Annotated in this window: 16 protein-coding genes; 10 read left to right on the top strand and 6 right to left on the bottom strand. The window is 70.0% G+C overall.

Annotation, left to right across the window (positions count from 1 at the left end; translation table 11 throughout):
• Positions 1-159 precede the first annotated feature (159 nt).
• Entirely contained in the window at positions 160-1,422 is a 1,263-nt protein-coding gene (locus tag ACIOHC_RS22910; protein ID WP_351074511.1) for a nucleotide sugar dehydrogenase, read from the top strand.
• Positions 1,423-1,527: 105 nt separating this feature from the next.
• A complete protein-coding gene (locus ACIOHC_RS22905; RefSeq protein ID WP_351074513.1) occupies positions 1,528-2,079 on the top strand; it encodes a hypothetical protein in 552 nt (183 codons plus the stop codon).
• A gap of 72 nt (positions 2,080-2,151) precedes the next feature.
• Here the strand turns inward: ACIOHC_RS22905 and ACIOHC_RS22900 are convergent, their stop codons facing one another.
• From ACIOHC_RS22900 to ACIOHC_RS22885, 4 genes are all read right to left on the bottom strand, one after another.
• Positions 2,152-3,276: a GuaB3 family IMP dehydrogenase-related protein gene (locus ACIOHC_RS22900; protein ID WP_072486665.1), complete on the bottom strand. Its 1,125-nt coding sequence runs from the start codon at positions 3,274-3,276 to the stop codon at positions 2,152-2,154.
• A 105-nt stretch (positions 3,277-3,381) separates the two neighbouring features.
• Positions 3,382-4,887, bottom strand: coding sequence for an IMP dehydrogenase (gene guaB, locus ACIOHC_RS22895; RefSeq protein WP_351074515.1), 1,506 nt, complete (start codon positions 4,885-4,887; stop codon positions 3,382-3,384).
• 128 nt (positions 4,888-5,015) lie between these two features.
• Positions 5,016-5,591 carry a sigma-70 family RNA polymerase sigma factor gene (locus tag ACIOHC_RS22890; RefSeq protein WP_351074517.1) on the bottom strand — a complete coding sequence of 192 codons (576 nt, stop codon included), beginning with the start codon at positions 5,589-5,591 and terminating at the stop codon, positions 5,016-5,018.
• A 297-nt stretch (positions 5,592-5,888) separates the two neighbouring features.
• The gene (locus ACIOHC_RS22885) at positions 5,889-6,500 is read right to left on the bottom strand and encodes a response regulator transcription factor (RefSeq protein WP_003948568.1); all 612 of its coding nucleotides are present in this window, start codon (positions 6,498-6,500) and stop codon (positions 5,889-5,891) included.
• A gap of 413 nt (positions 6,501-6,913) precedes the next feature.
• Between ACIOHC_RS22885 and ACIOHC_RS22880 the strand changes: the two genes are divergently transcribed.
• Complete coding sequence (locus ACIOHC_RS22880; RefSeq protein WP_351074519.1) at positions 6,914-7,246, top strand: WhiB family transcriptional regulator; 333 nt, start codon at positions 6,914-6,916, stop codon at positions 7,244-7,246.
• An 84-nt stretch (positions 7,247-7,330) separates the two neighbouring features.
• On the opposite strand, the gene ACIOHC_RS22875 is transcribed toward ACIOHC_RS22880, so the two are convergent.
• Entirely contained in the window at positions 7,331-8,221 is an 891-nt protein-coding gene (locus ACIOHC_RS22875) for a LysR family transcriptional regulator (protein ID WP_351074521.1), read from the bottom strand.
• 152 nt (positions 8,222-8,373) lie between these two features.
• On the opposite strand from ACIOHC_RS22875, the gene ACIOHC_RS22870 reads away from it, so the two are divergent.
• Entirely contained in the window at positions 8,374-9,057 is a 684-nt protein-coding gene (locus ACIOHC_RS22870; protein WP_351074543.1) for an MOSC domain-containing protein, read from the top strand.
• 71 nt (positions 9,058-9,128) lie between these two features.
• Complete coding sequence (locus tag ACIOHC_RS22865) at positions 9,129-9,902, top strand: SDR family oxidoreductase (RefSeq protein ID WP_351074523.1); 774 nt, start codon at positions 9,129-9,131, stop codon at positions 9,900-9,902.
• A gap of 8 nt (positions 9,903-9,910) precedes the next feature.
• Here the strand turns inward: ACIOHC_RS22865 and ACIOHC_RS22860 are convergent, their stop codons facing one another.
• Positions 9,911-11,440 carry a right-handed parallel beta-helix repeat-containing protein gene (locus tag ACIOHC_RS22860; protein WP_401843759.1) on the bottom strand — a complete coding sequence of 510 codons (1,530 nt, stop codon included), beginning with the start codon at positions 11,438-11,440 and terminating at the stop codon, positions 9,911-9,913.
• A 198-nt stretch (positions 11,441-11,638) separates the two neighbouring features.
• Between ACIOHC_RS22860 and ACIOHC_RS22855 the strand changes: the two genes are divergently transcribed.
• The 5 genes from ACIOHC_RS22855 to ACIOHC_RS22835 all read left to right on the top strand — a co-directional run bounded on the left by ACIOHC_RS22855 (position 11,639) and on the right by ACIOHC_RS22835 (position 17,104).
• On the top strand, positions 11,639-12,724 hold the full coding sequence (locus tag ACIOHC_RS22855) for a substrate-binding domain-containing protein (RefSeq protein WP_365690020.1): 1,086 nt from the start codon (positions 11,639-11,641) through the stop codon (positions 12,722-12,724).
• Positions 12,725-12,967: 243 nt separating this feature from the next.
• Positions 12,968-14,296 (top strand): sugar ABC transporter substrate-binding protein, encoded by a 1,329-nt coding sequence (locus ACIOHC_RS22850; RefSeq protein WP_351074527.1) that lies wholly within the window; start codon positions 12,968-12,970, stop codon positions 14,294-14,296.
• On the top strand, positions 14,296-15,189 hold the full coding sequence (locus ACIOHC_RS22845) for a carbohydrate ABC transporter permease (RefSeq protein WP_266358671.1): 894 nt from the start codon (positions 14,296-14,298) through the stop codon (positions 15,187-15,189). The genes ACIOHC_RS22850 and ACIOHC_RS22845 overlap by 1 nt, the downstream gene beginning before the upstream one ends.
• Complete coding sequence (locus ACIOHC_RS22840; protein ID WP_376222237.1) at positions 15,186-16,040, top strand: carbohydrate ABC transporter permease; 855 nt, start codon at positions 15,186-15,188, stop codon at positions 16,038-16,040. Before ACIOHC_RS22845 ends, ACIOHC_RS22840 begins: the two co-directional genes overlap by 4 nt.
• Positions 16,041-16,075: 35 nt before the next feature.
• Positions 16,076-17,104 (top strand): hydroxyacid dehydrogenase, encoded by a 1,029-nt coding sequence (locus ACIOHC_RS22835; RefSeq protein WP_365690021.1) that lies wholly within the window; start codon positions 16,076-16,078, stop codon positions 17,102-17,104.
• Positions 17,105-17,284: the final 180 nt, after the last annotated feature.

The following is a 17,284-nucleotide window of genomic DNA, read 5'->3' as shown; positions in this document are numbered from 1 at the left end:
GTCGTCCACGACTTCGGCCACTGCCTGTGGACAACACCAGGACGACAGGAGCCCGACAATGCGACATATAGGTCATATTTACGCCTAGTCTGACATTGCGCTGTCCCCAGCGGTTGCGCTTTCCGCTCTCTCGGTCCAAGGGAAGGACGGCCCATCCACATGCCCGCAGACCTCGCTGTCATCGGACTCGGCCACCTCGGCCTGCCCCTCGCCCAAGCCGCTGTCGCCGCCGGTGTCCAGACCGTCGGCTACGACACCGACCCACGCGCCTACGCGGAGCTCTCCGCGGGCCACACCCCCGCCGAGGGATCGCTCACCGCCTCGGACGTCCGCCGGATGCTCTCGGGGGGTTTCCGGCCCACCACCGACCCGGCCGAACTGGGCCGGGTCCGTACCGCGGTGATCTGCGCGCCCACCCCGCTCGGCGCCGACCGCACCCTCGACCTCACCGCCGTCGGCGAGGCGACCCGCGCGCTCGCCGCCCGGCTGCGCCCGCACACCACCGTCCTGCTGGAATCGGCCGTCCAGCCCGGCACCACCGAGAGCTACGTGCTGCCCCTGCTCGAAGAGGGCTCGGGGCTGCGTGCCGGCCGCGACTTCCACCTCGCCTGCTCCCCCAGCCGCCTCGACCCCGGCAACAGGACCCACGTCTACGCCAACACTCCCAAGGTCATCGGCGGCCTCACCCCCGCCTGCACCGAGTCCGCCGCCGCCTTCTACGGCCGCCTCACCGACAAGGTCGTCCGGGCCCGCGGGCCGCGCGAGGCCGAGATGACGAAGGTCCTGGAGACCAACTTCCGGCACGTCAACATCGCCCTGGTCAACGAGATGGCGGTGCTCTGCCACGACCTCGGCGTCGACCTGTGGGACGTCATCAGGTGCGCCGAGACCAAGCCCTTCGGCTTCCAGCCGTTCCGTCCGGGCCCCGGCGTCGGCGGTCACGGCGTCCCCGTCGACCCGGGCTGCCTCGCGTACCACAGCCGCACCCCCGGACACCCCCTGCGGATGGTCTCGCTCGCCCAGGAGATCAACGACCGGATGCCGCAGTACGTGATCCAGCGGTGCGCCACCCTCCTGAACGAACACGGCAAGTCCGTACGCGGTGCCCGGGTGCTGCTCCTCGGTGTCACCTACAAGCCCGACCTCGCGGACCAGGAGGCCTCCCCCGCCCGGGAGGTCGCGATCCGGCTGATGGACATGGGCGCCCAGATCGGTTACCACGACCCGCACGTCCTGGACTGGCGGGTACGTGAACTTCCGGTTCCGCGCGCCGACTCGCTGTACGAGGCGGCATCGAGCGCCGATCTCACGGTGCTGCTCCAGCACCACCGTACGTACGACCTCCAGGGCCTCGCGGTGAAGGCCCAGCTCCTCCTGGACACCCGGGGAGCGACCCCGGCGGGGGCCGCACACCGGCTGTAGGAACGGCGTTCCGGGGGATTTCGGTGGGCGATGTCACAGGCGGCTGCTAGCCTGCGGCGTCACTTCTCGCACAGCCGTGCGCTTCCGTCCCAGGGGGATACCACCATGAGCCAGCCCGTGCCACCGCCGAACCAGCCGTACGACGCCCAGCCCGGCGGCGGCAACCCGTTCGCGGGCCAGCAGCCCGGCCCGTACGGCCAGCCCGGTCAGCCCGGCGCCGCGTTCGGCGGAGCGCCGTTCTCCCCGCCGGCCCCGGCCCGCGACAACCTGGGGCTCGGCCTGCTGACGGCGGTGGTCACGGCGCTCGTCGCGGCCTTCCTGTACGGCGTCATCGCGGGCGCGATCGAGCGCGAGGTCGGCTACATCGCCATCGGCGTCGGGTTCCTCGTCGGCTTCGCGGCGAGCAAGGTCGGCGGACAGAACCCGGTGCTGCCCGTGGTCAGCGCCGTTCTGTCGGTGGGCGCCGTCTACCTGGGCCAGCTCGTGGGCATCTCGATCATCTTCTCCGACCTGGCCCACCAGTCCGCCTCAAGCCTCTTCTTCGACCACTTCGACGTCCTGACGAAGGCGTGGAGCGAGGCGGCGGACTTCAAGTCCTACCTCTTCCTGCTGCTCGGTGCCGTAGCCGCGTTCGGTGGCGCCAAGAAGGCCGCGTAACGCCTGCCCGGACACGGAAGGAGGCCCGGACCGCGTCTGCGGTCCGGGCCTCCTGCGTACTGCCGGGCGTACTCAGCGGCGGTGCTGCGAGTCCGCCACGGTCACCTCGACGCGCTGGAACTCCTTGAGGTCGCTGTACCCCGTCGTCGCCATCGCCCGGCGCAGCGCACCGAAGATGTTCATCGAGCCGTCGGGGGTGTGCGAGGGACCGGTGAGGACCTCCTCGGTCGTGCCGACGGAGCCCAGGTCCACCAGCTTGCCGCGCGGCACGTCCTCGTGGACGGCCTCCATGCCCCAGTGCCGGCCGCGGCCCGGCGCGTCCGTCGCGCGGGCCAGCGGGGAGCCCATCATCACGGCGTCCGCGCCGCAGGCGATGGCCTTGGGCAGGTCGCCGGACCAGCCGACGCCGCCGTCCGCGATCACGTGCACGTACCGGCCGCCGGACTCGTCCATGTAGTCGCGGCGGGCCCCGGCCACATCGGCGACCGCGGTCGCCATCGGGACCTGGATGCCGAAGACGTTGCGCGTGGTGTGCGCGGCGCCGCCGCCGAAGCCGACGAGGACACCGGCCGCACCGGTCCGCATCAGGTGCAGGGCGGCGGTGTACGTGGCGCAGCCGCCGACGATCACCGGAACGTCCAGCTCGTAGATGAACTGCTTGAGGTTGAGCGGCTCGGCCGCACCGGAGACGTGCTCGGCGGAGACCGTCGTACCGCGGATGACGAAGATGTCCACGCCCGCGTCGACGACGGCCTTGGAGAACTGCGCGGTGCGCTGCGGGGAGAGCGCGGCGGCGGTGACGACGCCGGAATCGCGCACCTCCTTGATGCGCTGGCCGATCAGCTCCTCCTGGATGGGGGCGGAGTAGATCTCCTGGAGACGGCGGGTCGCCGACTCGACGGGCATCTCGGCGATCTCGTCGAGCAGCGGCTGCGGGTCGGCGTGCCGGGTCCACAGGCCCTCGAGGTTGAGGACACCGAGGCCGCCCAGCTCACCGATGCGGATCGCGGTCTGCGGGGAGACCACCGAGTCCATGGGAGCCGCCAGGAACGGCAGCTCGAAACGGTAGGCGTCGATCTGCCAGGCGATCGAGACCTCCTTCGGGTCGCGGGTACGGCGGCTCGGAACGACGGCGATGTCGTCGAATGCGTACGCCCGGCGGCCGCGCTTGCCGCGCCCGATCTCGATCTCAGTCACGATGGTGTGGCCTTTCCCTCTATGTCTGCGCTGTCCAGTATCCCCGACACACGGCTGAGGGGCGGTCCCGGGAACCCCGGGCCGCCCCTCAGCTGCGCTGACGCGTTACTTCCTGCTGTAGTTCGGCGCCTCGACCGTCATCTGGATGTCGTGCGGGTGGCTCTCCTTGAGCCCCGCCGAGGTGATCCGGACGAACCGGCCGTTGGTCTGGAGCTCCGGGACGGTGCGCCCGCCGACGTAGAACATCGACTGGCGCAGCCCGCCGGTGAGCTGGTGGACGACCGCCGAGAGCGGGCCGCGGTAGGGGACCTGGCCCTCGATGCCCTCGGGGACCAGCTTCTCGTCGGAGGCGACGCCCTCCTGGAAGTAGCGGTCCTTGGAGAAGGACTTGCGGTCGCCACGGGTCTGCATCGCGGCGAGCGAACCCATGCCGCGGTACGACTTGAACTGCTTGCCGTTGATGAAGAGCAGTTCGCCCGGGGACTCCTCGCAGCCCGCCAGCAGCGAGCCGAGCATCACGGTGTCCGCGCCGGCCACCAGGGCCTTGGCGATGTCGCCGGAGTACTGCAGACCGCCGTCGCCGATGACCGGGACACCGGCCGCCTTGGCGGCGAGCGAGGCCTCGTAGATGGCGGTGACCTGCGGGACTCCGATGCCGGCGACGACACGGGTGGTGCAGATGGAGCCGGGGCCGACGCCGACCTTGATGCCGTCGGCACCGGCGTCGATCAGCGACTGGGCGCCGTCACGGGTGGCGATGTTGCCGCCGATGACGTCGACGCCGGAGGCGTTCGACTTGATCTTGGCGACCATGTCGCCGACCAGCCGGGAGTGACCGTGGGCGGTGTCGACGACGATGAAGTCGACGCCCGCCTCGATCAGTGCCTGGGCCCGCTCGAAGGCGTCGCCCGCGACACCGACGGCCGCGCCGACCAGCAGCCGGCCTTCCTTGTCCTTCGCGGCGTTCGGGTACTTCTCGGCCTTGACGAAGTCCTTGACGGTGATGAGGCCCTTGAGGACCCCCGCCTCGTCGACCAGCGGAAGCTTCTCGATCTTGTGGCGGCGCAGCAGTTCCATGGCGTCCACGCCGGAGATGCCGACCTTGCCGGTGACCAGCGGCATCGGCGTCATGACCTCGCGCACCTGGCGCGTACGGTCCGACTCGAAGGCCATGTCACGGTTGGTGACGATGCCGAGCAGCTTGCCCGCGGTGTCGGTGACCGGGACGCCACTGATGCGGAACTTGGCGCACAGCTCGTCGGCGTCGCGCAGCGTCGCGTCCGGGTGCACCGTGATGGGGTCGGTCACCATGCCGGACTCGGAGCGCTTGACCAGGTCGACCTGGTTGGCCTGGTCGGCGATGGAGAGGTTGCGGTGCAGCACACCGGCGCCACCCTGCCGGGCCATGGCGATCGCCATGCGGGCCTCGGTGACCTTGTCCATCGCGGCGGAGAGCAGCGGGATGTTCACCCGCACGTTCTTGGAGATGTACGAGGAGGTGTCGATCTGGTCGGGCGCCATGTCGGACGCGCCGGGCAGCAGCAGCACGTCGTCGTATGTCAGCCCGAGCGTCGCGAATTTCTCGGGCACTCCGTCGACGTTTGCAGTCATGACACCTTCCCCAAATGGCCTTGATCGGTGCGGATGTCCATGCTAACGGCCTTCGGGGGTGTCTCATTCCACGAGCAAGATCACCTAGAGGTTCTGTAGCTTCGTACGGACATCGGCAGTGAGCCGGCTCACTGCTCCGCGAGGGCCCGCAACCTGCTCAGCGCCCGGTGCTGGGCGACCCGGACCGCGCCCGGTGACATGCCGAGCATCTGTCCGGTCTCCTCGGCGGTCAGGCCGACCGCGACCCGCAGAACGAGCAGCTCACGCTGGTTGTCCGGGAGGTTGGCGAGAAGCTTCTTGGCCCAGGCGGCATCGCTGCTGAGCAGGGCGCGCTCCTCGGGCCCGAGCGAATCGTCGGGGCGCTCGGGCATCTCGTCGGAAGGCACGGCCGTCGATCCCGGTTGGCGCATGGCGGCCCGCTGGAGATCGGCGACCTTGTGGCCCGCGATGGCGAAGACGAAGGCTTCGAAGGGCCTGCCGGTGTCCTTGTAGCGCGGCAGCGCCATCAGCACCGCGACACAGACCTCCTGCGCCAGGTCCTCCACGAAGTGGCGGGCATCACCGGGCAGCCGGTTCAGCCGGGACCTGCAGTAGCGCAGCGCGAGGGGGTGGACATGGGCCAGCAGGTCGTGCGTGGCCTGCGCGTCCCCCTCGACAGCACGGTGCACCAGTGCACCGATCACCGTCGTCTCGTCGTCGCGCATCGGACCATGGTGCCTCGGAGCCTCGTCTTCCGCTCCGCCGCGTCCGTAGTTGTGCACCGAAGCGTTATGAGCGGGTGCGCCGGAAGTCATGTCCTGCGCCCTCCCCTTCCGCTCGACCGAATCGTTCCCGAGGAACTCCACGCCTCAAGGATGCGTCATCGGCCGGGAAGCGTCACATACCGTCGGCGCGCAGGGCACCACCGGCGGGGCGGAGCCCGCCCCGCGCACGTCGGTCACCCCACCCCGTCCGCCGGTGGGCGGACGGGGAACCGCACGGCTGCCGGCCATGACAGGACCTCAGCGGACCAGGCCCCAGCGGAAACCGAGCGCGACGGCGTGCGCCCGGTCCGAGGCACCGAGTTTCTTGAACAGACGCCTGGCGTGCGTCTTCACCGTGTCCTCGGAGAGGAAGAGCTCACGGCCGATCTCGGCGTTCGAGCGGCCGTGGCTCATCCCTTCGAGCACCTGGATCTCACGCGCGGTGAGCGTCGGCGCCGCACCCATCTCGGCCGACCGCAGCCGGCGCGGGGCGAGCCGCCACGTCGGATCGGCCAGCGCCTGGGTGACGGTGGCCCTCAGCTCCGCGCGGGAGGCGTCCTTGTGCAGATATCCGCGGGCCCCGGCGGCGACGGCGAGCGCGACACCGTCCAGGTCCTCGGCGACGGTCAGCATGATGATCCTGGCGCCGGGATCGGCGGAGAGCAGCCGCCGGACCGTCTCCACACCCCCCAGACCGGGCATGCGTACGTCCATCAGAATCAGATCCGAACGGTCGGCGCCCCAGCGGCGGAGGACTTCCTCGCCGTTGGCCGCCGTCGTCACACGCTCGACGCCGGGCACGGTCGCGACCGCGCGACGAAGCGCTTCTCGGGCAAGCGGGGAGTCGTCGCAGACGAGGACGGATGTCATGACCGTCCTCCGCAGCTGATGCGCGTCACCTTGAGCCTCCAGGCTGTTACAAGTCGTCACCTGAGCGGTTGACGCTCTCGGACATCTGCCCGATCGCTTTTTCTGTCAACCGCCTCCGCCCTCTCAACGATGGTCACTCGAAAGAGTTACGGGTCGGACGGCCGGGTTCGGCACTCTACGTGAGGACGCGTGCACACAGGAGAGCGGCGCGGATCATCCAACAGTCAACCGAAACTCCTCATCAAAATATGCCCCATTTAGCGGGTTTTCTTCCCTTTTGCTGGTGTCTGTGGCTAGATTCGCAATCAGTCATATTTACATCTACTTACACCGTAGATGTAAATGTCATGGACACGGTCACCAATGGACGACAACGACGATTCCGACGCAGCATGGTTTCGAGGGGACAAGCAATGGCAGATTTCTCCCGCCTTCCCGGACCCAACGCCGATCTGTGGGACTGGCAACTGTTGGCGGCCTGCCGCGGGGTCGACAGCTCGCTGTTCTTCCACCCGGAGGGTGAACGCGGGGCGGCACGGAGCGCCCGCGAGAACTCGGCAAAAGAGGTCTGTATGCGATGCCCGGTACGTGCCGAGTGCGCGGCCCACGCACTCGCGGTACGAGAGCCCTACGGAGTGTGGGGCGGACTGACCGAGGACGAACGCGAGGAGCTCATGGGACGGGCCCGCAATCGTCTGATCGCGGCGGCGCCGTCGGGCGTTCCGTCCCCGACGGGGCACGGTTGATCCCGCCCACCCCGCCCAGTAACTAAAAAAACGTTTCCGCATTTCACCCGGCCACCGAGGGGGCCGGGTCACAGGCAGGCCCCCTCAGCGGGCGGCCGCCAGGGACAGCCGGTCCAAGGTGGCCGCCACCGCCGGCACCTGGGCCAGGTCGGGCAGGGTCAGGGCGACGATCTCGCGCTCGATGGCCGGTTCCACCGTCACCGTGCGGGCCCCCTTGGGACGCACCGACTCGATCGCCAGCTCCGGCAGTACGGCCACTCCCAGTCCGGCGCCGACGAGACCGACGACCGCCGGGTAGTCGTCGGTGGCGAAGTCGATCCGGGGCGTGAAGCCGGACTCCTCGCAGACCTCCACCAGCTGGCGGCGGCAGCGCGGGCAGCCCGCGATCCACGACTCCTCGGCCAGTTCGGCGATGCCGACCGCGGCCGAACCGGACAGCCGGTGCCCCTCGGGGACCAGGCCGATCAGCCGGTCGGTGAGCAGCGGGCGCACGACCAGGTCGTCCCACTCGGCGCCGGGGACGCCGTAGCGGAACGCCAGCGCGATGTCGCAGTCGCCCTCGCGCAGCATCTCGACCGAGCGCGGCGGCTCGGCCTCGACCAGGGAGACCCGGGTGCCGGGGTGGGCCGCGCGCAGCGCCGCGAGGGCGCCGGGGACCAGGGTGGAGCTGCCGCTGGGAAAGGAGACCAGCCGGACCCGGCCGGCCCGCAGTCCGGCGATCGCGGCGACCTCCTCCTCGGCGGCGGTGAGCCCGGCGAGGATGCCGGAGGCGTGCCGGACCAGGGCCTCGCCCGCCTGGGTGAGCCGCATCTCGCGGCCCGTGCGGATCAGCAGGGTGGTCCCCGCGGAGGCCTCCAGCGCCTTCATCTGCTGGCTGACCGCGGGCTGGGTGCAGCCCAGTTCGCGGGCGGCGGCGGAGAACGAGCCGGTGGCGGCCACGGCGCGCAGGACACGGAGATGACGGGCTTCGATCACCCTTCAACCATAAGCCGCTCTTGGGTCGGATGCGAATTATTACCGTGCATCTTTGGGGTCGACATGGTGACGGCCTGGTGCACGACAGGGAGTGGATCGGGAGCCCGCTCGCCATCGCGCACCGGGCCGTTAGCGTTTCCCGCATGAAGCCGATGAAGTTGCTCACCGTGAACATGGGACGGCCGAAGACCGTCGACTACACCGACGCCCCCGGCGGCGCGACCGGGATCGACAAGCGGCCGGTCGACGGCCCGGTACGTGTCACCGACCCCGGTCCCAAGGGCACCGGCGGCAGCGGACTGGCCGGGGACGCGGTGTGCGATCTGCGCCATCACGGCGGCTCCGACCAGGCCGTGTACGCCTTCGCCCGTGAGGAACTCGACGCCTGGGAGCGGGAGCTCGGCCGGCCGCTGCCCAATGGCGCGTTCGGCGAGAACCTGACGACCAGCGGGCTGGACGTGAGCGGCGCGAAGATCGGCGAGCGTTGGCGGATCGGTCCGGAACTGGTGCTGGAGGTCGCGTCGAGCCGGATTCCGTGCCGTACGTTCGCCGCCCATCTCGACGAGCGGGGCTGGGTCAAGCGGTTCACACGGGCGGCCGCCCCCGGCGCGTACCTGCGGGTCGTCGAGCCGGGCTCGATCCGCGCCGGGGACCCGGTCGAGATCGTGCACCGGCCCGGCCACGACGTCACCGTGGACCTGGAGTTCCGGGCCACGACGACGCGGCGCGAGCTGCTCCCGGAGCTGCTCGCGGCGCGCGACGCGCTGCATCCCGAGACGCTGAGTGCCGCGCTCAAGTACGTGGAGAAGACGGAGAAGGAGGCGGCGGGCGCCTGATCGCGGAGGGGGCGCGGGGCGTCGGTGCCTGTCCGGCCGTGATCCGCCGGACAGGCACTAACGTGCCGCTCATGACGACTGCACTGATTACGGGCGCGACCGCGGGGATCGGAGCCGCCTTCGCGCGGCGGCTGGCGGCCGACGGGCACAACCTGGTGCTGGTGGCACGCGACACCGAACGGCTGCGCGAGCAGGCGACGGAGTTGCACGACCGGCACGGCATCGAGGCCGAGGTGCTCCCGGCCGACCTGTCCGAGGACAAGGGCATCGCCGCGGTCGAGGACCGCTTGACGGACCGTCACCACCCGGTCGACCTGCTGGTCAACAACGCCGGGTTCGGCAACAAGGGGCGCTACCTGGACGTGCCCATGGCCGATGAGCTGAAGATGCTGAAGGTGCACTGCGAGGCGGTACTGCGACTGACCTCGGCGGCCGCGGCCGGGATGCGGGAGCGCGGGCGGGGCGGGGTCGTCAACGTGGCCTCGGTGGCGGCGTTCGTGCCGCGCGGGACGTACGGCGCGTCCAAGGCGTGGGTCGTGCAGTTCACCCAGGGCGCGGCGAAGGACCTGACGGATTCGGGGGTGCGGCTGATGGCGCTGTGCCCCGGTTTCGTACGGACGGAGTTCCACCAGCGGGCCGGGATGGGGACCGGCAACATCCCCGGCTGGATGTGGCTCGACGCGGACAAGCTCGTGGCGGCGGCCCTGGTGGACCTGGCGCGCGGCAGGTCGGTCTCGGTGCCGGACCCGCGGTACAAGGCGTTGATGGGGCTCGTGAAGCTGACGCCGCGCGGCCTGCTCGGAGGGGTCACCTCCAAGACAGGCCGCAAGTACGGTCCTCGATGAGCGGTCGGTTACCGCACTCCCCGGCCCGCGTAGGCGCCGATGTTGGGGGCGCCGGGCTTCAGCTCGTTGCCGAAGTAGTCCTTGCCGCCGTTGTTCTCGATGACGGCTCCGGCGGCGAGGGCGGGCGAGCCAGCGCCGAGCCGGAAGTCCGGGCGGAGCTTCGGGTCGGCCGTGATGCCGCCGGGGTCGGGACGCGTCATGTCGATGCCGTAGAAGGCGTTGTGGTCGAAGGAGAGCCCGGCCGTCGGGTTCTTGAAGGCGTAGCCGCCGGTGCCCTCGCTCACGAAGACGTTGTTCCGGACGGACAGTTCGTGCTGGGTGGTGGCCGGGCTGCCGGCGTCGTCCTGGACGAGGTAGCCGGGGATCTGCTCCTTGTTGTGGAAGGTGTTGTTGTAGATCTCCGTGCCGAGGATCGGGCCCCAGCAGTTCTGGATCAGGCGGGCGCCGTCGTCACGGCTGACGTTGTAGCGGGCGACCGTGCCGATGGTCTTCGCGCCGCTGTACGGGCAGATCAGCAGGAATCCGCCCCTGTTGTCGTGGCTGTAGTTGTACTGGAAGACCGTGTTCTGCGAGGCGCCGTCGGCGTCGAAGGACATCCCGTCGTGGGTGTTCCCGCCGCCCGAGACCTCGTTGTACTCGACGGTCGTGTCGTCGGTGTTGAAGGTCCAGATGCCCGCGTTGGCGGAGGGCGAGCGGAGCTGGAAGCCGTCGACCCGGTTGTGGTCGACGCGGGCGCCGCTGGTGGTGTCGAGCTTCATGCCGTCGCCGGCCAGGGACTTCAGCGTGTTGTGGTGGACGCGGACACCGGTGCTCGGCGTCCACTCCCCCGGGTAGACGTCCGGGTCCTGCTGCTGGCCGACCAGATCGCGCTTGGAGAAGGTCGACTTGAAGTAGATACCCTCGCGGTCGACGTCCTCGATGCGGTTGTGCCCGATGTCCAGGCCGTCGTACCAGCTGGCCTTCGCCATGCCCAGGACCGCGATGTGGATCGCGCTGGAGCCGGACACCGTCTTGTAGTCGCCGCCACGCACATCGTGGATGTAGAGGCCGGAGATGTCGAAGCCGCGGGCGACGCCGTAGTCGGTGAGGCGGAGACGGACGCCGTTGCGCTCGCTGCCGGGGGCGGCGGCGTTGGTGATCTCCAGGTCCTTGAGGTGCACGTACTGCGTGTTGGAGAGCAGGACGACATCGTGGGCGCCCGCTCCGTCGAGCCTGGCGCGGGCCGGGCCGTTCCCGTAGTCGGCGATGGTGAACGGGGCACGGGCGGAGCCGGTGCCCTCGGGGGCGAGGGTGCCGGTGCAGGTGGCGCCGCGCTTGAAGAGCAGCCGGTCGCCGGGTCCGTAGGTGTGCGCGTTGGCCTCGGCGAGCGTGGTCCAGGGGTGCTGCTTGCTGCCGGTGGCGCCGGCCGGCGCGGCGGCACAGTCGACATGGAAGGTGCGGCCGGCGGGCGCGGCCTGTGCGGCGCTCTGACCGGCGACGGTCAGCCCGGCGGCGGCCGTCAGGGCCGCGAGCGCCGCGGCGGTGACGCGATGTCTCACAATTCCTCCGTACGAACAGTCAGGGACGGGACGAGTCGGCATCGCCGGAATCCTGGACTCGGATTGATCGAACGTCAATGGATTGCGTTTGAATGATCGAAACTCCCATCGTTCGATCACGTTGCTCTAGGGTCGGAGAAGGGCCCCGGCAACGGCCGGACCGGGGACCGGGCCACACACTGCGAGGGGACCGCTGCCGTGCGCGAAAGTGCTGCTGAACGACATGACCGCCTGCTGGGACTGGTACGGGAACGGGGCTCGGCCCGGGTCTCGGACCTGGCCTCGCAGCTGGGCGTCTCGCCCGTCACCGTGCGCCGGGACGTGGAGGAGCTGGCCGGCCGGGGTCTGCTCGACCGGGTCCACGGCTCGGTCTCCTGGCCTCAGGACGCCGCCCCCGTGTCCGCCGCGGGGGCCGGCGGCAGCGGCATGGTCCTCGGCATGCTCGCGCCCTCGTCGACGTACTACTTCGCCGAGGTCATCCGCGGGGCCCACGAGGCGGCCGCCCGCGCCGGGGCCCGGCTGATCCTGCGGATCTCCGACTACCGGCCGCAGGAGGACCAGGCCCGCACCGAGGGCCTGCTCTCCGCCGGGGCCGAGGGCCTGCTGGTCGCCCCGGGCTGGCAGCACCCCGGCGATCCCGCGGCATTCGGCGACTGGATCGCCTCGCTGCCGGTGCCGACCGTCCTGCTGGAGCGCAGGCCCACCGCGGGCTCCCCGCTGGACGGCCTGGACCGGGTCTGCTCGGACCACGCGCACGGGGTGCTGCTCGCCGTACGCCACCTGGTGGACCTCGGCCACGGGGCGCCGCTGCTGATGGCCCGCGCGGACTCCCCGACCGCCGTCGCGGTGCGGTCCGGGTACGCGGAGGCCCTGGCCCTGCTCGGGCTGGACGCACCGCAGGACGTGATCGAGTCCGTACCGGCGGAACTCGCTCCGGACGCCTTCGAGCAGGCCGTGCAGGCACTGCGCGAGGCGGTCCGCTCGGGCGTGGCGACGGCGGCGCTGATCCACAACGACGTGGACGCGATCCAGGTCGTGCAGCGCCTGGCCGAACTGGGTGTACGGGTGCCGGACGATCTGGCGCTGATCGCCTACGACGACGAGGTGGCCGCGCTCGCGGACATCCCGCTCACCGCGGTGGCGCCGCCCAAGCGCGACGTGGGCCGCCATGCCACGGAACTGCTGGTCGAGCGGCTCGGACAGGCTGCGGGCGCACCCCGGCGCCATCTGACGCTGCTGCCGCAGCTGCGGGTCCGGGACTCGTGCGGGGCGCGCCTCCCGTAGGCCGCGGACGGGCGGTGGCCCGCGCCCCACGGGCGCAGGCGGCGACGGCGATCCCGGAACGAGCTCCGGAGCCGGCGTTCCCGCGGTGCCCGCGAACCGCTCACACAGGGCATTCCACCCACTTCCGTACGCAACTTATCTGATCTTTTTTCGATCAATCGCTCTTTCGCTCTTGACTTCGGTCACGGCTGGTCCAAGGATCACGGCCAACGCCAATGTCGTCGCCTGTTCAGGAGCCTCGCTGTGAGCCGCAGTTCGAGCAGAACGTCCCTCGCCGTAGTCGGCGCCGCCACCGCCCTCGCCGTTCTCACGGCCTGTGGCGGCAGCGGCGACGGCGATGCCGCCGCCGGAAGCGACGGCAAGCCCGTCAGCATCACCTTCTGGGGCTGGGCCAAGGGGTCCAAGGAGGTCGTCGACGCGTTCAACGCCTCGCACAAGGACATCAAGGTGGTGTACGAGGAGATCCCGTCCGGCAACGCGGGCGGCTACGCCAAGATCTCCAACGCGGTGAAGGCGGGCAACGCGCCGGACCTGGTCTCCATCGAGTACCCGCAGCTTCCGGAGTACGTCAGCCAGGGCGCGCTCCAGGACATCGGCCAGTACTTCACCGAGGACATCCGGAAGAAGCTGCTGCCGCAGGCGGTCGAACTGACCACGCTCGGCGGCAAGAACTGGGCCGTCCCGTTCGACGCCTCCCCGCAGTCCTTCTACTACCGCAAGGACCTGTTCGAGAAGTACGGCGTCGAGGTCCCCAAGACCTGGGCCGACTTCCGCAAGGCCGCCGAGAAGGTGAAGAAGGCCGACAAGAACGCCCGCATCGGCACCTTCTTCCCCGACGACCCGACCACGTTCCAGGCGATGGCCTGGCAGGCGGGCGCCCAGTGGTACAGGCCCGAGGGCGACACCTGGAAGGTGACCACGGCCGACGCGGCCACCGACAAGGTCGCCGACTACTGGCAGGGCCTGCTCGACGACGACCTGATCCGCGCCAACGCCTCGTTCAGCCCCGAGTGGACCAACTCGCTCAAGAACGGCGGCACCGTCGGCTACCTCGGCGCCGCCTGGGGCGCGGGCGTCCTCAAGGGAACGCTGCCCGAGCAGAGCGGCAAGTGGGCCGTCGCCCCGATGCCCAGCTGGGACGGCAAGCCCGCCAGCGGCATGCTCGGCGGCTCCACCTTCGCGGTGACGAAGACCAGCAAGAAGGCCGAGGCCGCGGTCGAGTTCGCCACCTGGATGTCGACCACCGAGGAAGGCATCAAGGCCCGTATCGAGTCCGGCACTTCGAGCGCCTTCCCGGCCGCGGCGGCGCTGCGCCCGGTGGCGAAGAAGGCCTTCGACGCGGACTTCTACGGCGGCGAGGACATCTACCAGGTGTTCGAGGGCGCCGCGACGTCCATCGGCCCGAACTGGAGCTGGGGCCCGACGACCGGCACCACGAACACCACCATGAAGGACCAGTTCGGCAAGGTCGCCAGTGGCGGCACCACGATCAAGGACGCGGTGAAGGCCGGGCACGACGCCACGGTCGCCGAGCTGAAGAAGCGCGGTCTGAAGGTCGAGGACGCAGGCTGATGAAGCGCGCCCGGACGACCAGAGCCGCCGCCATCCTGCTGGGGCCCTTCTTCGTACTGTTCACCGTGGCCATGGTGCTGCCGATCGGATACGCGGTCTGGCTCAGCCTGTTCACCGAGAAACAGTCCGGCCTGGGCTTCGGCGGCACCGAGACCGTCTTCAGCGGACTCGACAACTACACGGCGGCCCTGGGCGACCGGGCGTTCCGCGAGGGCTTCGGCGTACTCCTCGGATACTGCCTGTTCTATATTCCGCTGCTGCTCATCGGGGCCCTCGCCCTCGCCCTGCTGCTGGACTCCGCGCTGGCCCGCGCCCGCAGGTTCTTCCAGCTCGCGCTCTTCCTGCCGCACGCAGTACCCGGCATCATCGCCGCGCTGATCTGGGTCTACCTCTACACACCCCAGCTCAGCCCCGTGGTCAGCGCCATGGAGTCCGGCGGAATCGGCTTCGACTTCTTCTCTCCCGAGGGCGCCCTCCCCTCCGTCGTCAACATCGCCCTGTGGGAATGGCTCGGCTACAACATGGTGATCTTCTACGCCGCGTTGCAGGCCATCGACCGCTCCGTGCTCGAAGCGGCCACGGTCGACGGGGCCGGTGCCTGGCGCGTCGCGCTCAGCATCAAGGTGCCGCTGATCCGCGCCTCGGTCGTGATGGTCGCGCTGTTCACGGTCATCGGCTCGCTCCAGTTGTTCACCGAGCCGCTGATCCTCAACAAGGGAACCGGTTCCGCCGTCTCCTCCACCTGGACGCCGAACATGTACGCCTACACCGCGGCCTTCGAACGCAACGACTACGGTCTCGCCGCGGCCGCCTCCATCCTGCTGGCGCTCACGGCCGCGCTGCTGTCCTTCGTCGTCACCCGCTTCACCGGCCGGAAGGGCAAGAAAGCATGAACTCCCCCGCCTCCCGCGGCCGCTGGATGTCGAAGACCGCGGTCAACGGCTTCCTTCTGCTCGCCGTCGTCTACATGCTCTTCCCCCTCGTCTGGCTGGTCACCGCCGCCACGAAGGACACCGGCGGTCTGCTCGCGGGCAACGCGTTCTCCTTCGAGGGCTTCAACCTCGGCGAGAACCTGTCGAACCTGGCCTCCTACGGCGACGGCATCTACTTCCGCTGGTACCTCAACAGCCTCCTCTACGCGGGCGGCGGGGCGATCGTCTGCTCGCTGATCTGCGTCGCCGCGGGGTACGCCTTCGACAAGTACGAATTCCGGGGCAAGGAGAAGCTGTTCGGCCTCGTGCTGATGGGCGTGCTCGTCCCCACCACGGCGCTCGCCCTGCCGATGTATCTCCTGGCCTCCAAGACCGGCCTGGTCAACACCTACTGGTCCGTGCTGATACCGGTGCTGGTCAACCCGTTCGGCGTGTACCTCGCCCGGGTGTTCAGCACCGGCTACATACCGAACGAGGCCCTGGAGGCCGCCCGTATCGACGGTGCCGGCGAGCTGCGCGTCTTCTGGTCCATCGGGCTGCGCATGGTCATGCCGGGCTTCGTGACCGTCTTCCTCTTCCAGTTCACCGCGATCTGGAACAACTTCTTCCTCCCTCTCGTGATGCTCTCGGACCGCAAGCTCTTCCCGCTGAGCCTCGGCCTGTACTCCTGGAACACCAACACCCATGGCGAGCCGAGCTTCTATCCGCTCGTCGTCACCGGCTCGCTCCTCGCCGTCATCCCCCTGATCGTCGCCTTCGTCTCGCTGCAGCGGCACTGGAAGGCCGGTCTGACCGCCGGCAGCGTCAAGTGACCACCGCGCGAGCCCTGAGGAGTACGAGTTCCACCATGCCCCACGCCACCGACAACCGGCCGACCGCCCTGCTCGCGATGGGCCCCGGCGTCGCCGACCGCCTGCTCGCCGACCGCCATCGCACCCGGCTCGCCGCCCTCACCCGCACCGACCCGTACCTCGTCGCCCACGACCTGGCCGATCCGACGCCCGAGGTGGCCGCCGCGTTCGCCGAGGCCGAGGTGCTGTTCACCTGCTGGGGCGCGACTCCGCTCACCGCCGAGGTGCTGTCGGCCGCGCCCCGGCTGCGCGCCGTGGTGCACGCGGCGGGTTCCGTGAAGCACCACATCACCGACGCCTGCTGGGAGCGCGGGCTCGCCGTCACCACGGCGGCCGGGGCCAACGCGCTGCCCGTCGCCGAGTTCACCCTCGCCGCGATCCTCTTCGCGGGCAAGCGGGTCCTGCACTCCGCGGACCGCTACCGCACCCTGCGCGCCGACCACGACTGGCTCGCGGAACTCGACGGCTGGGGCAACTACGGCCGTACGGTCGGCATCATCGGCGCCTCCCGCATCGGCCGGCGCGTGATCGAGCTGCTGCGCCCCTTCGATCTGGACGTCCTGCTGTACGACCCGTACGTGGACGGTCCGGAGGCGGCGCGGCTCGGTGTACGGCTCACCTCGCTCGACGAGCTGTGCGCGAGCAGTTCCGTCGTTTCGGTGCACGCGCCGCAGCTTCCGGAGACGCGCCATCTCGTCGGCGCGGCCCAGCTGTCGGCCATGGCGACCGGGACGACGCTGATCAACACGGCGCGGGGTTCGCTGGTCGACGAGGAGGCGCTGCTGCCCGAGCTGACGGCCGGTCGGCTGCACGCGGTGCTGGATGTGACGGAACCCGAACTCCCGCCCGCGCACTCGCCGTTGTACGACCTGCCGAATGTACTGCTCACGCCGCATGTCGCGGGTTCGCTGGGCGACGAGCTGCACCGGATGGCCGACCAGGCGCTGGACGAGACGGAACGGTACGTACGGGGTCTGCCCTTCGCGGACCCGGTGCTGCCGGAAGTGCTGCCGCACTCGGCCTGACGCGGGCTCCGGCTGCCCGCACCTCCCCTGCGGCGTCCCGGCCCGAGGGCGCCGCACATGCCGAGGCCCGGTACCCCGCGACGGGGCTTGGGTTCTAGGGGTCTTCGCAACACCGCCTGGTTTTAGGTGGTGAGTAGATCACGTAGACGCTCGGCTGGGGTATCCCAGTCGAGCGTCTTG

Source organism: Streptomyces sp. NPDC088252 (assembly GCF_044740965.1).
In the GTDB taxonomy this organism is placed as follows: domain Bacteria; phylum Actinomycetota; class Actinomycetes; order Streptomycetales; family Streptomycetaceae; genus Streptomyces.
This window is presented reverse-complemented; position numbering and strand designations above follow the sequence as displayed.

What these genes read in the sequence shown, in the direction of transcription:
- ACIOHC_RS22840 (WP_376222237.1), top strand. Translation starts at nt 15,186, where the DNA reads ATGAACTCCCCCGCCTCCCGCGGCCGCTGGATGTCGAAGACCGCGGTC.
- ACIOHC_RS22845 (WP_266358671.1), top strand. Translation starts at nt 14,296, where the DNA reads ATGAAGCGCGCCCGGACGACCAGAGCCGCCGCCATCCTGCTGGGGCCC.
- ACIOHC_RS22905 (WP_351074513.1), top strand. Translation starts at nt 1,528, where the DNA reads ATGAGCCAGCCCGTGCCACCGCCGAACCAGCCGTACGACGCCCAGCCC.
- guaB (WP_351074515.1), bottom strand. Translation starts at nt 4,887, where the DNA reads ATGACTGCAAACGTCGACGGAGTGCCCGAGAAATTCGCGACGCTCGGG.
- ACIOHC_RS22835 (WP_365690021.1), top strand. Translation starts at nt 16,076, where the DNA reads ATGCCCCACGCCACCGACAACCGGCCGACCGCCCTGCTCGCGATGGGC.
- ACIOHC_RS22890 (WP_351074517.1), bottom strand. Translation starts at nt 5,591, where the DNA reads ATGCGCGACGACGAGACGACGGTGATCGGTGCACTGGTGCACCGTGCT.
- ACIOHC_RS22870 (WP_351074543.1), top strand. Translation starts at nt 8,374, where the DNA reads ATGAAGTTGCTCACCGTGAACATGGGACGGCCGAAGACCGTCGACTAC.
- ACIOHC_RS22865 (WP_351074523.1), top strand. Translation starts at nt 9,129, where the DNA reads ATGACGACTGCACTGATTACGGGCGCGACCGCGGGGATCGGAGCCGCC.
- ACIOHC_RS22885 (WP_003948568.1), bottom strand. Translation starts at nt 6,500, where the DNA reads ATGACATCCGTCCTCGTCTGCGACGACTCCCCGCTTGCCCGAGAAGCG.
- ACIOHC_RS22910 (WP_351074511.1), top strand. Translation starts at nt 160, where the DNA reads ATGCCCGCAGACCTCGCTGTCATCGGACTCGGCCACCTCGGCCTGCCC.
- ACIOHC_RS22880 (WP_351074519.1), top strand. Translation starts at nt 6,914, where the DNA reads ATGGCAGATTTCTCCCGCCTTCCCGGACCCAACGCCGATCTGTGGGAC.